Below are 13,987 nucleotides of genomic sequence, written 5' to 3' on the forward strand. Positions count from 1 at the left end.
GCGGACCCCTCACCGATGCACATCACCGACCTTGGAGACGTGAAGATACACTACCGCGTTGACGGAGACCCCGACGGCGCGCCGCTGGTCTTCGCCAATTCACTGGGCACGGATATGCGCCTGTGGGACCCGATCCTGCCGTTGCTGCCCAAGGGCCTGCGCATCATCCGCTTTGACAAACGCGGCCATGGCCTGTCTTCGCAACCCGAGGGACCATACTCGATGGGCGCGCTGGTGCGTGATACCGAACGGTTGCTGGACCATCTTGAGGTCAAAGACTGCATGTTCGTCGGCCTGTCGATCGGCGGGATGATCGCGCAAGGGCTGGCGGTAAAGCGCATGGATCAAATCCGAGCGCTGGTCCTGTCGAACACCGCCGCCAAGATCGGCACACCCAATATCTGGCAGGACCGCATCGCCGCCGCCCGCGCAGGCGGGATCGAGGCGCTGGCGGATGCCACGATGGAGCGGTGGTTCTCGAAACCCTTCCGCGCCAGTGCCGATCTGGCGCTGTGGCGCAACATGATGGTCCGGCAACCTCTGGACGGCTATCTTGGCTGCTGTGCTGCGATTTCCGGCACCGACTTCTATACCCCGACCAGCGGTCTGCGCCTGCCCACGCTGGGGATCGTAGGCAGCGAGGACGGCTCAACCCCGCCCGATCTGGTGCGCGAAACGGTTGACCTGATCCCCGGCGCGCGCTTTGCGCTGATCCGCAAGGCGGGCCATCTGCCCTGCGTCGAGCGGCCAGCCGAATACGCGGACCTCCTCAACGGGTTTCTGATCGAAACCGGACATCTGCAAGGAGCTTAGACGTGGCCGATTTCCTGCTGGTTCACGGCTCATGCCACGGCGCCTGGTGCTGGCGTGACCTGATCCCCGAACTGACCACATTCGGGCATACGGCGCGTGCGATTGACATGCCCAGCCACGGATCAGACCCAACGCCGATTGCGGATGTCACGCTTGCGTCCTGCCGCGATGCAGTCCTTGCCGCCTGCACCCCTGATACCATCGTTGTCGGGCATTCTTGGGGCGGATATCCGATCAGCGCGGCCGCCGAAGCTGCACCCGGCGCGCTGCGGGCATTGGTCTATCTGTGCGCCTACGTTCCGCAATCCGGGCTGTCTATGATCGAGATGCGCAAACGTGCGCCCCGCCAGTTGATCGGGGACGCGGTCGAGAAATCCTCGGACGGGTTGTCCTACAGCGTCCTGCCGGACCGGGTGCACGGACTGTTTTATCATGACTGTCCACGCGAGGTGGTGACCTACGCGCTGGGCCGTCTCTGCCCGCAGGCGATCACACCGCAAGACACACCGCTGGAGGTTGGCGAAAAGTTCGACCGTGTGCCCAAGGCCTATATCCGCACCACCGATGACCGCACGGTTCCAACCGAATATCAGGCTCAGATGGCCGACTGCGCGGGTCCGGACCTGAGCCTGACCATCGACAGCTCTCATTCGCCGTTCTTCTCACACCCAGAACATCTGGCCGGGCTGCTACATCAAATCTCGCAGCGGATCTAAGGCTTTGCACCGGGTGGCCCTACCGTTAGGGTCCGGTCAAACCAGTTTCGGACTCTCATGCGCCTGCCCTTTCTGTTTGTTCTTGGTACTGTGATGATCGACGCGATGGGCATCGGTCTGGTGCTGCCCATCATGCCGCAACTGATTGTCGAGGTGCAGGGTGGCACCTTGGCCACCGCCGCGATCTGGGGTGGCGTGCTCAGCACTGCCTTTGCGACCATGCAGTTCCTTTTTGGGCCAGTTCTGGGCAACCTGTCGGATGCTTATGGCCGACGCACGGTTCTGCTGGTCTCGCTTTTTGTCATGGCGCTCGACTATGTGGTGATGGCTGTTGCGGGCAGTATCTGGCTGCTGCTGGCAGGACGCATTGTCGGAGGGATCACCGCCGCAACCCATGCAACCGCTGCCGCCTTCATGGCCGATGTGTCTAAACCTCATGAAAAAGCCGCCAATTTCGGTCTTCTGGGCGCGGCCTTCGGACTGGGCTTTGTGCTGGGGCCGCTGATGGGCGGATTGCTCAGCGAATTCGGCACCCGCGCCCCGTTCTGGGCTGCGGCGGGGCTGTCTGCCATAGGCTTCCTGCTAGGTCTGCTGGTGATGCCGGAAACTGTCACCAAGGAAAACCGTCGCCCCTTTCACTGGCGACGCGCCAACCCGGCGGGATCGCTTCGTGCCATCGCGGCGCTGCCCGGCATCCGGCCCTTGCTGTGGGTCTATTTCCTCTACTCGATCTCGATCTATGTCTACCCGGCGATCTGGTCCTATTTCACGCTCGAACGCTTCGGCTGGTCGCCGCAGATGATCGGGCTGTCTCTGGCGGTTTACGGGATCGGCATGGCCGCCGTGCAAGGCGGTCTGATCCGCCCCGCCACCCGGTATCTGGGCGAGCGGGTCACGATCATCTGGGGCATGGCGTTCGGAATCGTCAGCTTCCTACTGCTGGCTTTTCTGACCAACGGCCTGATCGCACTGATGCTGATCCCCGTCGCCGCATTGGGGGCGGTGGTCACCCCGGCCCTGCAGGCCCTGATGTCGCGCGCCACGCCTGATTCCCAGCAAGGCGAGTTGCAAGGCGTGCTTGCAGCCCTGCACGCGCTGTCGATGATCATCTCGCCGTTGGTCATGACCAGCGTCTTTGCCCAGTTCGCAGGCCAGAACCCGCCAATCTACCTGCCCGGCGCGCCGTTTCTGCTGGCTTTGGTCCTGATGGCGGTCGGGTTGGTGATGTTCCTGCGTCCGCGCGCGGCTTTGGCATAACAACGACATAGGGGTGACGGATTCCGTCTTGCAGGTCCGTCCCCAAAAGGTCACCGTGGCCTGAAACGAAACGGGGACAGACATGCAATCCATCAAAGCAGCCGTGTGCCGGGACTTCGGCGCGCCTCTGGTGATCGAGGACATTCTGATCGCACCGCCCGGAATGGGCGAGGTCGAGGTCACGCTGGACGCGGTGGCGATCTGCCACTCGGACATCTCGTTCGCCAGCGGCGCATGGGGCGGCCACCTGCCCGCAGTATATGGGCACGAAGCAGCAGGTGTCATCTCGGCGGTCGGCGAAGGTGCCGAAGGTTTCAAGGTCGGCGACCCGGTTGTGGTAACCCTGATCCGCGCCTGCGGGTCCTGCCCGTCCTGCGCAGGTGGAAAGCCAACCATTTGCGAAACGCCTTATGACACAGTCAAAGGCCCCCTGCGCACTGCTGATGGCGGCGCGCTGGAGCAAGCCATGGCCTGCGGGGCCTTTGCCGAGAAGGTCGTGGTCAGCCATCGCCAGATCGTCAAAATTCCCGAAAGCTTGCCCAAAGACCTCGCCAGCCTGCTGTCCTGCGGCGTGATCACCGGTGTCGGCGCAGCAGTGAACGCCGCCAGGCTTCGCCCCGGGCAAGATGTGGTGGTGATCGGTGCAGGCGGCGTCGGGCTGAACGCCATTCAGGGCGCGCGCATCGCCGGGGCCCGCCGCATCGTCGCCGTCGACATGACCGAGGACAAGCTGGAGATAGCCAAGGAATTCGGCGCAACCCGCGGCGTTCTTGGCAGCCTCAAAGAGCCGTGGAAGGCCACCTACAAGGCGCTCGGCGGACGTGGCGCGGATGCAGTTCTGATCACAGTCGGCGCGATCCCCGCCTATGATCAGGCCCCGCGTTATCTGGGCCGGGGTGGCAAGGCGATCATGATCGGCATGCCGCATTCAGGGGATATGTCCAGCTATGAGCCCGTGGTGCTGGCCGCTTTGGGTCAGGGTATGGTGGGTTCAAAAATGGGCGATGTGGTCATTCAGCGGGATATTCCGTGGATGATAGACCTCTATGAACAGGGGCGGTTGAAGCTGGACGAGTTGATCTCGGGCCGCTGGTCTCTGTCGCAGATCAACGAGGCGATCGAGGACACCAAATCCGGTTCCGCCAAACGCAATGTGATCATGTTCGACAGGGGCTGACCCCAAAAGGAGCGCCGCGTGAAACTGCAGGATCTCGATATCATCGTCACCGCGCCCCCGGCCCCGGGCTGGGGCGGGCGCTATTGGATACTGGTCAAGGTCACCACCGATACCGGCGTGACCGGATGGGGGGAATGCTATGCCTCGTCCGTTGGTCCCCATGCGATGACCCACGTCATCCGCGACGTGTTCGAACGGCACATGCTGGGCGAAAACCCCGAAAACATCGAATTGATGTTCCGCCGTGCCTATTCCAGCGGCTTCACCCAGCGCCCCGATCTAACCGTGATGGGCGCGTTTTCAGGGCTCGAAATCGCCTGTTGGGATATCCTCGGCAAGGACCGGGACCGCCCGGTCTATGCCCTGCTGGGCGGGCGGATGAATGATCGTATCCGGGCCTACACCTACCTCTATCCTCTGCCGCAGCATGATCTGACTGATTTCTGGACCTCGCCGGAACAGGCGGGGGACTGCGCCGCCGAGATGGTGCGGCGTGGCTATACCGCCGTCAAATTCGACCCCGCGGGGCCTTACACCATCCGCGGCGGGCATATGCCTGCGATGACCGATATCTCGCTGTCGGTGGCCTTCTGCAAAGCCATCCGCGAGGCGGTGGGCGACAAGGCCGACCTATTGTTCGGCACCCACGGGCAGTTCAACACGGCGGGCGCCATCCGGCTGGGTCAGGCGCTGGAACCCTATTCGCCGCTCTGGTTCGAGGAACCCACGCCCCCTGACATGATCGAAGATATGGCCCGCGTCGCCCGCAAGGTCCGCATCCCCGTGGCCACGGGTGAGCGGATGACCACCAAGGCCGAATTCGGCGCGGTTCTGCGCACAGGTGCGGCGGAAATCCTGCAACCGGCGCTGGGCCGTGCAGGCGGCATATGGGAGATGAAGAAGGTCGCCGCCATGGCAGAGGTGTTCAATGCTCAGATGGCCCCGCATCTTTATGCCGGGCCGGTGGAATGGGCCGCCAATATCCATCTGGCCGCCTCGATCCCCAACCTGCTGCTGCTGGAAACCATCGAAACGCCGTTCCACGATCAACTGATCAACGGCGCGATCCGGGTCGAGAACGGATTCGTCACCCCGCCAACCACCCCCGGTCTTGGGATCGAGGTGGACGAAGCACTGGCCCGCGCTAACCCCTATACCGGCAAAGATCTGCACCTGCAGATGCAGGAGGCACCCTGCGACTATGCGCATGGAAACGCCTTTCAGGGCGGCGCACCTGCAACCAAGGGGTGACAATTGACCCCCTGATGAGGCATATTAACCGGACCCCCTAACGGCAGACCGGTTTTTTTGTGACAACACAGCCCCCCGAAACACTTGCACCTTCCGGCGAAATCCCTGCGGACATGAAAGACAGCGCCGCGCAGGCGACAGCGTTTCTCAAAACACTGGCGCATGAAGGGCGCCTGATGATCCTCTGTCATCTCAGCGACGGCGAACGCTCGGTCGGTGAGCTGGAGGCATTGCTTGGTATGCGCCAGGCGGCGGTCAGTCAGATGCTCGCCCGCTTGCGCGAAGAACAGCTGGTCAAGGCACGGCGCGACGGTAAGACCATCTATTATGCGCTGAACGATGGCAAACCCCAGCGCGTCATTGCCCTGCTTTACGATCTGTTCTGCTCCGCCGAAAGCTGATCGCGTCAACTGGAAACATAGCCCGCGATCACCTGCAAAAGCTTGAACGCCGTGGCAGCGTCGTTTTCCACAACGGCCATGAATTCTTCTTCCCCGATGCGCAGACAAGACAGCTCGGTTTCCGCCACCATGCTCAGCGCGCGTGGCTCTTTGCGGATCAGGCCCAGTTCACCGACCAGCGCCCCGGCCCCGACCTTGGTGATCAGCTGGTCTGATGCACCCGGCTGCGGCAGGTACAATCCCGCCTCACCGCTCAGAACGACATAAGCGCCGTCTGTCGGCTGATCATCCTTGAGGAAGATGACCTGCCCCGGTTTTGCGTCGAACCAGCGCGCACCAAAGGCCAGCAGGCGCAACTGACGCCGGTCAAGCCCCGAGAACAACGGCGTCTGTTCCAGCGCCCGCAGCTTGCGTCCCAGATCAGCCGAAGCCGCGCCGTCGCCTTCGATATCAGTGGGCCCGTCATCACTGACGACGCGGCCTTGGCGGATCTCCACATACATATCGAAGACATCCGGGTTTTCGAACTGGTCATTCAGATAGATTACCGTCGCCTCGGGCAGCAATTCCCGGAGGTTCTTGTAGACCGCAACCTGTGTCTGCATGTCATAGCTGGCCAGCGCGTTCTCAAGGATCAGGATATCCGGTTTCTTGATGGTCGCGCGGGTAAAGGCCAGCGGTTCGGCAAACACCGCAGGCAGGTTCTGCCCGCCCAATGCCACCGGCACATCATAGATCAGCTCGACCACCATCGGGCGCGCGCCGTTCTCGGCCAATACGTCCACGATCAGCTTGCGCGCCTCGTCGGTGCGCGCGCCCCCGATCTGACTGACTTTGCCGAACAGCGCATTTTCCATCACCGTCAAACCGGGCGCAAAGGCGGTCTCATCCAGAGGCACAAAGACATTGTGCAACCGTTCAAGCAGTTTTTCCGAATGGCTGTGACGCAGCTCCAGGATACGGTTTTTCAGTTCTTCCGAGAACGCCGGACCAATCTGTTCAGCCGAGATCACAAACGGCACCGCCAGCAGATTGGCCAATTGCTCATCATTCAGTCCACTGACGCCCTCTTTGCGGGTCTGTTCGATCAGCTCAGCGGCTGCTTCGTAGGTTTTGACATCAAGGCCCAGCTTGCGGAACAGCGGGTGATCGGTGCCGTCCAGCCCAAAGATCTGGCGTAGCATTTCGATTACATCGCGCGTCAGGTTCGTCAGCGTTTCGTCCAGACCCAGTTCACGCAACTGCCCCAGAAACACGGTCTGCTGCGCCAGCAATTGCTGTGTGACCGGGACGCAAGGCGTCGCGAACAGAAGGTTCTCGGCCACGGGCAGGGCCGGGTTGTACGTCGACCGATCGAACACCAACGCCTGCTGCTCGAGTCCTGCATCACGCACCGCTTTTTGTACCAGCGGGCGCAACTCAATCAGCTTTGCGGCCAAAGCCGGGCGCTCGTCAGCGTTGAATACCTGCTCGGCCCCGCGCTGGAACAGGGCCGCGCCCGACCCCATTACATCAATCAGCTTCAACCACCATTCGCGCAAATGTACGGTGTCTTCAAAACCGGCAAGCCCGGGATCGAGCCATTCTGTCTTGAACGGATCAGCACTGTTCCCGGAGCGCAATGTCTCGGCAAAGTCGGGATCCTGGGTGGTTGAGGCCAAGGGGCGCGGACGCATTGGCATCATCACATTCTCACCAAGCGTTCCCTGGAACATCACCGGACGCGACGTCGCAAGGCCGATGCGCGCGGCGACAGTGCTCTGATGCAGCTCAGCCATATTGAGGCCGCCGATCTCGATCTTGCCTGAGGTGGGCAGAATCTCGCGCGTCAGCAATTCGGTCATGGCATGGCGGTCTTCTTCGCTGGGGGCAGAGATACCGATGGTCTTGCCCGCCGGAAACGTCAGATGCAGATCGTCCAGCACCTGATTGCCATCGATGTCACGCACCGAGACATCGCTCAGGACAATATCGCCGTTCAGATGCGGGCTCTGATCGGGGTCGCTGTCGAACAAGGTCTCATCGACCATCCCATCAGGTGCAAAGCGTTCGATCACCACGTCCCAGCGCAGCGACATATCTTGCGTCTGGTTGTAATAGGTAAGCAGTTCCTTCCAAGGCGAACTCAGGTCTTTATACGCCGCCAGCGCCGCCACCAGCGCGCCCAGCGAGACCGAACCCTGCAACACCAGAAAACCGCCCACCAGATAGAACATGAACGGCGTCAGCTGCGAAATGAAGTTGTTGATGAACTTCATAAAGAACTTCTTCTGGTAAATCTCGAACCGTATGCCGAACAGCCGCCCCAACTGGTCCGAGATCATCGCACGACGGTACCGCCAGCCGCCGTTGGCGCGCAGTGTCGCAGCCCCTGCCGCGTTCTCGCTGATTTGGGCTGCCAGGATGCGCACCTCCTGAATGCGTTTCTTGTTCAGCAGGTTGATCTGGCGCTGCAGGCGCGGGATCAGCCAGGCCTGCAGCGGGATCAGCGCGACCGCCGCCAGACCGAACCAGACGCTTTGCAGGAACAAGAAAGACAGGATGGTGATCATCTGCCCCGCCTGCAGCACCGGCTGGCTGATCGCATCGCCCATCAGGCCACCCATCGGTTCGCTTTCGGCGGTGATCATAGAAACCATCTCGCCCTGGCTGACCCGCTCGAAATAGGGTTGCGGAAAGCGCAACGCCCGGCTGATCAGCTGATACCGGAACCGGCGCAGCATGCGTTCGCTCAGCACCCCTTTCATGGTGTTGATGCGCATTTTCATAAGGCCGTGGGCCAGCACCGCCGCCAGAAACGCAAAACACAGGATCATCAGGAACGTGGTCTGCTGCAGGTTATAGCCCCAGACATTCACGATCTGGCTGGAAGCCCCGATCGCATCATTGATGATCCGCTTGGGCAGCTCCAAGGTCAGATACAAAAGAGGAAAAAGCGTCGAGGTCACGGCCAGCAAGATCAACTGGTCGCGTTTGGAGTATTTCCAAATGAACCGAAAAATCGTTCGTTCTATGAAACCCGCCCCTGCTTTTGATCCGTCGCTCAAAGGGATGTTTTGGACACAAATACAACAGGTCGAAACTACCGCAATCGTATCCGGAGACGCAATTAAATTTCCAAATCGCGCTGAAATGCCCTTGTGTGAACAAGTTCATTTGCGCGGCAGACAATTACCCCCTACTCTTCTGATTCAGGACGATATCGGGAGGATTCATTTGCCTGCCAGTTTTGGCACTGTGTTTCTGTTGCTTTGCCTGCTTCAGATCAAACATATGTTTGCCGATTATTATCTACAGACGCCCAAGATGCTTTCCGGGCGAGGGTCGTATTTCCATATGGGACGCGCACAACATGCGGTGGTGCATGTTGTGGGATCGGTTGCGATATTCGCGCTGTTTCGCGCACCGCTTGAATTCATCCTGATCATCGCTGCGCTGGAATGGATCGTGCATTTCCACATCGACTTTGCCAAAGCGCATTATTCCGACCGCAAAAAACTGCAGCCCAATCAGGCCGCGTTCTGGCGCGCCGCAGGGCTGGATCAGTTGATGCACAATCTAACCTATATCGGCATGGCGTGGGCCTGGGTGGCGTTCGCCGCCTGAGGATCAGGGCACAACCGGACGGTTCCGCTTGATCGTGCGCAGCACCACATTGGTCTGCGCGCTGGCAACAGCGGGCAGGCGGAACAGAAAATCCTCGAGGAACACATTATAGGCCGCGAGGTCCCGGCACAGAACGCGCAGGTGGTAGTCCGCCTGCCCGGTCGTGGCATAGCATTCCTGCACCTCGGCGCTGGTCTCGACCGCCCGGATGAAATCGACGATCTTCTCGGGGTCGTGACGCGTCAGGTGTACATGCACGATCGCCTCAAACGTCAGCCCCATAGCCGGAGGATGCACCAGCGCACCATATCGCTCGATCACCCCAGCTTCTTCCAGCGCACGTACCCGGCGCCACAAGGCCGAGGCTGACATGCCCACCGCCTCGGCCAGATCGGCGTTCGAGATACGGCTGTCCTTCTGGAGCAAGGTCAGAATGCGGCGGTCACGGTCATCGATTTCGATCATACCGGTTCAGTTACCCGATAATCCGTCAGTTATCGACTAAATTATCCTAAATTTCTTATCCAGCCGCAAAGTCGGGCACAATAATCCATACCAAGCGGCTTATGCTACCGGCCTCCAAAGGCAACACCCATGGACGGCAGCGATGAGTCACCACGACACCCCCCGCACCTATCAGCTTGAAGATCGTTACGCCCTGGCCCAAGGCCGGGTTTTTCTGACCGGCACGCAGGCCCTGGCGCGGATCATGATGGATCAGGCCCGGCGCGACCGGCAGGCAGGGTTGAATACGGCGGGGTTTGTCTCGGGCTATCGCGGATCGCCGCTGGGTGGGCTGGATCTTGAGCTCTGGCGCGCCAAGGACCGGCTCAAAACCGACCGCATCACCTTCATGCCTGCGGTGAACGAAGACCTCGGCGCGACGGCAGTTCTGGGTGCGCAGCAGGCCACCCTCGATCCGCATTGCGAGGTCGAGGGGATTTTCTCGATGTGGTACGGCAAAGGTCCGGGCGTCGACCGATCAGGCGACGCGCTGAAACACGGCAACGCCTATGGCTCGGCCCCGAAGGGCGGCGTGTTGGTGGTGGCAGGTGATGACCACGGCTGCGTCAGCTCCTCGATGCCGCACCAGTCGGATGTGGCCTTCATGGCGTGGTTCATGCCCACGCTGAACCCGGCCTCCGTCGAGGAATACTTAGAATTCGGCGAATACGGCTTTGCCCTGTCGCGCTTTTCCGGGACATGGGTCGGGTTCAAGGCGATCTCCGAAACCGTCGAAAGCGCCCGGTCGGTCAACCTGCGCCCCGACCGTGAATTCACCCTGCCTCAGATCGACCTGCCTGAACGCGGCTTGCATGTGCGCACCGCCGACCTGCCCTCGCCCGAGATCGAAACCCGCATCCAGCACAAGTTGCGCGCCGTGCGCGCCTTTGCCGAAGCCAACCCTATCGACCGGCGCATCTATGACATCGACACCGCCAAGTTCGGCTTTGTCACGACCGGCAAAGGACATCTGGACCTGATGGAGGCGCTGCGTCTGCTGGGTCTGGACGAGGCCACCTGCCGACGTCTGGGCATCGACATCTACAAGGTCGGGATGGTCTGGCCGCTGGCCCGCCGCAACGCCCTGCGGTTCGTCAAAGGCAAGGCCGAGGTGCTGGTCGTCGAAGAAAAGCGCGGCATCATTGAAAGCCAGTTCAAAGAGTATTTCTATGACTGGCCGGGCGACAAGCCGCAGAAGATGGTGGGCAAATACGACAGCCACGGTGAACCGCTGATCCCCTGGACCGGAGAGCTGAGCCCCCTGATGCTGGCCCCCATCGTTGCCGCGCGGCTGCACACATTCTTCCCCGAAGAGGGCCTGCCCGCCAAGGCAAAAGCCCTGACCGAAACGCCCCCACCCGTGATCAACGTACCGGGCGCTGTGCGAACGCCCTATTTCTGCTCGGGCTGCCCGCACAACACCTCGACCAAGGTGCCCGAAGGCTCGACGGCGGCCAGCGGCATCGGCTGTCATGTCATGGCCTCGTGGATGGACCGCGAGACGGTCGGCTATGCGCAGATGGGTGGTGAGGGCGTGCCGCAGGTGGTGGCCTCGCAATTCAATGGCGGTAAGCATATCTTCCAGAACCTTGGCGAGGGGACGTGGTACCATTCCGGCTCGCTGGCGATCCGGCAGGCGGTCGCGGCGGGAACGAATATCACCTACAAGATCCTCTACAATGACGCGGTGGCAATGACCGGAGGGCAGCCGGTGGATGGCCCTGTCAGCGTCTCAGGTATCGCCCAGACCTGCCGCGCCGAGGGCGTGGACCGGATCGCGCTGGTCTCGGACGATATCACCAAGTTCCGCCGCGCGGATTTCCCCACCCGGACCACGTTCCATGACCGCGCCGAGATGGATACCCTGCAGCGCGAGCTGCGCGAGATCCCCGGCGTCACCGTTTTGATCTATGAACAGACCTGCGCCACCGAGAAACGCCGCCGCCGCAAGCGCGGTACGCTGCAGGATCCGCAGAAATTCGTCTGGATCAACGATCTGGTCTGTGAAGGCTGCGGCGACTGCTCGGTCGCGTCGAACTGCCTGAGTGTCGAGCCGCGCGAGACCCCTCTGGGCCGCAAGCGCAAGATCAATCTGAGTTCGTGCAACAAGGATTTTTCCTGCCTGAACGGGTTCTGCCCCAGCTTTGTCACCGTGGAAGGCGCGACGCGGCGCAAGCGGGCCGTCGCGTTGGATCTGGACGCGCTGGAGGCCGACCTGCCAAACCCCGACCTGCCCAAACTGAACACACCCTTCGATCTTCTGGTCACCGGCGTCGGCGGCACCGGTGTCGTCACGGTTGGCGCGCTGATCACCATGGCTGCACATCTGGAAGGCAAAGGGGCCTCGGTTCTGGATTTCACCGGGTTCGCGCAAAAGTTCGGGACAGTGCTCAGCTACATCCGCATCGCTAAGGCTCCTGACGTGCTTAATCAGGTGCGCATTGATCAGGGGGCCGCGGATGCGGTGATCGGCTGCGACGTGGTGGTTAGTTCGGCGCCCAAAGCCTCGGCCCACTACGCGCACGGCACACAGGTTGTGCTGAACCGGGCCGAGATGCCCACCGGCGATCTGGTGCTGCGTCGTGATGCGCAATTGCGGGTCGAGGCGCGGGAACAGGCCATTGCAGATGTTGTGGGCAACACCAATCTGTCCAGCCTTGATGCAAACAACATTGCCGAGACGATGTTGGGCGACGCCGTCTTCGCCAATGTCATCATGCTGGGCTATGCGTGGCAAAAGGCTCTGGTTCCCGTATCGCATACGGCCCTGTCCCAAGCCATTCTGCTCAATGGCGTTGCCGTCGAAAAGAACCGGCTGGCCTTTGCACTTGGACGGTGCCTGGCGGCCGACCCTGACCGGGTTCAAGAGCAGCCAAAAGCGCCCCAGGCAGAAGAAACGCTGGATCAGATGATCGCGCGCCGGGTGGCATATCTAACAGACTATCAGGATGCCCGTTATGCTGACCGCTATGCGCAGCGCATCGCGACAATCCGAGCCGCCAAACCGGAAATATCCGACCGGATTCTTGCGTCGATCGCCCGTAACCTGTTCCGTTTCATGGCCTACAAGGACGAATTCGAGGTGGCCCGGCTGCACACGTCCCCCGTCTTCGCGGATGAACTGGCGCAGCAATTCTCAGGCGATATCAAAACCACATACCATTTTGCCCCGCCGATGCTGAGCTGGCGAAAGGATGAACGCGGAAGGCCACGGAAGTTCGGGCTGGGCCCATGGGTACGCCCGATCCTTGGGGGGCTGTCACGGCTACGCGGTTTGCGCGGTTCGGTGTTCAATCCCTTCGGTTATCACGCCGAGGCGCGGCTGCACCGGACGTTATTGGAATGGTATCGGTCTTTGCTGGATGACCTGCAGGCGACGTATCGCACTGCAGACGAGGGCATCTGGCATGATGCCCTGGCCAGTGCGGATGAGGTTCGCGGATATGGCCCGGTCCGTATCGAGAGCGCCCGCACAGCGCGGCTGACCGTGGCCGAGTTGCTGGCAAAGCGGAACGCTCAGGCGACCTGATCCAAGCGGGACGATCGATAAGCGTCCAGCCATAGCCGGTCCAGCGCATCGATTTCAGCCGCGTCGAACCGATGGTCCGTCTCCCAATAGCGGCCCGACAGGACGGAATATCCCAACTCAGCCTCGCGCTTCAGAGCAGGCTGCATCGCCGAGACATCTGGCATCGGCGTCGCGCACAGCTCAGTCCGGGAGGCTGGCGGAAACACCAGGCGGCTCTCGCCGGTTGACAAACGCAGGACGCGGCACCCCTGCGCCGCGCCGAACAGAGCCAGTCGCGCCGCCTTCGCTTCGAGCGACCGCAGAGTGACATCCACGCGTAAGGGATCGGCGGCACCAGTGCCATAGAAATGCGTTCGCCCCACAGCCGGGTAAACCATGTCACAGCCCAAATATGCCACAACTGCCGGACGCAGGGCCGCCAAGGCCCAATAGCCTGCGGTGAACGCCATCGTACCCCCTGCATAGACAAAACCACCATAGCGGTTTTGCAGCGGCACATAATCGCTTGCGCTGACTATGGATTGCGCAGGTCCAAGTCCGAGCGGGCGGTTTTCCGCAGGAAAATCCTCGGGGTGGATCAGCACATCCCAATCATCGCGGATGCGCCAGGCATTGTTAATGGCGACGATATGGGTGAAGGGATGCCGCGACCACTCACGCGCCGCCAGTGCCGAGGGTGCGCTGCCGAGTATCAGAACATACGGAGCTTGATCTGCCATGGGAACGGCCTTTT

The 13,987-nt window shown here is 61.3% G+C and carries 11 protein-coding genes; 8 read left to right on the top strand and 3 right to left on the bottom strand.

Annotated elements, in window-relative coordinates:
- Positions 1–15: 15 nt before the first annotated feature.
- The 6 genes from pcaD to ACR0KM_RS02530 all read left to right on the top strand — a co-directional run bounded on the left by pcaD (position 16) and on the right by ACR0KM_RS02530 (position 5,615).
- Positions 16–813, top strand: coding sequence for a 3-oxoadipate enol-lactonase (gene pcaD, locus ACR0KM_RS02505; protein WP_480856744.1), 798 nt, complete (start codon positions 16–18; stop codon positions 811–813).
- Positions 814–815: 2 nt separating this feature from the next.
- On the top strand, positions 816–1,529 hold the full coding sequence (locus tag ACR0KM_RS02510; protein WP_480856742.1) for an alpha/beta fold hydrolase: 714 nt from the start codon (positions 816–818) through the stop codon (positions 1,527–1,529).
- A gap of 57 nt (positions 1,530–1,586) precedes the next feature.
- Positions 1,587–2,786: a TCR/Tet family MFS transporter gene (locus ACR0KM_RS02515; protein ID WP_480819274.1), complete on the top strand. Its 1,200-nt coding sequence runs from the start codon at positions 1,587–1,589 to the stop codon at positions 2,784–2,786.
- 82 nt (positions 2,787–2,868) lie between these two features.
- Positions 2,869–3,963: a Zn-dependent alcohol dehydrogenase gene (locus ACR0KM_RS02520; protein WP_480856740.1), complete on the top strand. Its 1,095-nt coding sequence runs from the start codon at positions 2,869–2,871 to the stop codon at positions 3,961–3,963.
- 18 nt (positions 3,964–3,981) lie between these two features.
- On the top strand, positions 3,982–5,214 hold the full coding sequence (locus tag ACR0KM_RS02525; protein WP_480856738.1) for a mandelate racemase/muconate lactonizing enzyme family protein: 1,233 nt from the start codon (positions 3,982–3,984) through the stop codon (positions 5,212–5,214).
- A 113-nt stretch (positions 5,215–5,327) separates the two neighbouring features.
- Positions 5,328–5,615: an ArsR/SmtB family transcription factor gene (locus tag ACR0KM_RS02530; RefSeq protein WP_480820050.1), complete on the top strand. Its 288-nt coding sequence runs from the start codon at positions 5,328–5,330 to the stop codon at positions 5,613–5,615.
- A gap of 5 nt (positions 5,616–5,620) precedes the next feature.
- Here the strand turns inward: ACR0KM_RS02530 and ACR0KM_RS02535 are convergent, their stop codons facing one another.
- Positions 5,621–8,617 (bottom strand): ABC transporter transmembrane domain-containing protein, encoded by a 2,997-nt coding sequence (locus ACR0KM_RS02535; protein ID WP_480857613.1) that lies wholly within the window; start codon positions 8,615–8,617, stop codon positions 5,621–5,623.
- A gap of 214 nt (positions 8,618–8,831) precedes the next feature.
- On the opposite strand from ACR0KM_RS02535, the gene ACR0KM_RS02540 reads away from it, so the two are divergent.
- Positions 8,832–9,221 carry a DUF3307 domain-containing protein gene (locus tag ACR0KM_RS02540; protein ID WP_480820045.1) on the top strand — a complete coding sequence of 130 codons (390 nt, stop codon included), beginning with the start codon at positions 8,832–8,834 and terminating at the stop codon, positions 9,219–9,221.
- A 3-nt stretch (positions 9,222–9,224) separates the two neighbouring features.
- Here ACR0KM_RS02540 and ACR0KM_RS02545 read toward each other — a convergent pair whose 3' ends face one another.
- Positions 9,225–9,686: an Lrp/AsnC family transcriptional regulator gene (locus tag ACR0KM_RS02545; protein WP_480819271.1), complete on the bottom strand. Its 462-nt coding sequence runs from the start codon at positions 9,684–9,686 to the stop codon at positions 9,225–9,227.
- A 142-nt stretch (positions 9,687–9,828) separates the two neighbouring features.
- Between ACR0KM_RS02545 and ACR0KM_RS02550 the strand changes: the two genes are divergently transcribed.
- A complete protein-coding gene (locus tag ACR0KM_RS02550) occupies positions 9,829–13,254 on the top strand; it encodes an indolepyruvate ferredoxin oxidoreductase family protein (RefSeq protein WP_480856736.1) in 3,426 nt (1,141 codons plus the stop codon).
- Here ACR0KM_RS02550 and ACR0KM_RS02555 read toward each other — a convergent pair.
- Positions 13,242–13,973: a hypothetical protein gene (locus ACR0KM_RS02555; RefSeq protein WP_480856734.1), complete on the bottom strand. Its 732-nt coding sequence runs from the start codon at positions 13,971–13,973 to the stop codon at positions 13,242–13,244. The two genes, ACR0KM_RS02550 and ACR0KM_RS02555, sit on opposite strands and share 13 nt — an antisense overlap.
- Positions 13,974–13,987: the final 14 nt, after the last annotated feature.

It is taken from the genome of Ruegeria sp. G10 (assembly GCF_056533645.1).

Excerpts from the sequence above, each read along its gene's own strand:
- pcaD (WP_480856744.1), top strand. The coding sequence starts at position 16 with ATGCACATCACCGACCTTGGAGACGTGAAGATACACTACCGCGTTGAC.
- ACR0KM_RS02515 (WP_480819274.1), top strand. The coding sequence starts at position 1,587 with ATGCGCCTGCCCTTTCTGTTTGTTCTTGGTACTGTGATGATCGACGCG.
- ACR0KM_RS02520 (WP_480856740.1), top strand. The coding sequence starts at position 2,869 with ATGCAATCCATCAAAGCAGCCGTGTGCCGGGACTTCGGCGCGCCTCTG.
- ACR0KM_RS02530 (WP_480820050.1), top strand. The coding sequence starts at position 5,328 with ATGAAAGACAGCGCCGCGCAGGCGACAGCGTTTCTCAAAACACTGGCG.
- ACR0KM_RS02545 (WP_480819271.1), bottom strand. The coding sequence starts at position 9,686 with ATGATCGAAATCGATGACCGTGACCGCCGCATTCTGACCTTGCTCCAG.
- ACR0KM_RS02550 (WP_480856736.1), top strand. The coding sequence starts at position 9,829 with ATGAGTCACCACGACACCCCCCGCACCTATCAGCTTGAAGATCGTTAC.
- ACR0KM_RS02555 (WP_480856734.1), bottom strand. The coding sequence starts at position 13,973 with ATGGCAGATCAAGCTCCGTATGTTCTGATACTCGGCAGCGCACCCTCG.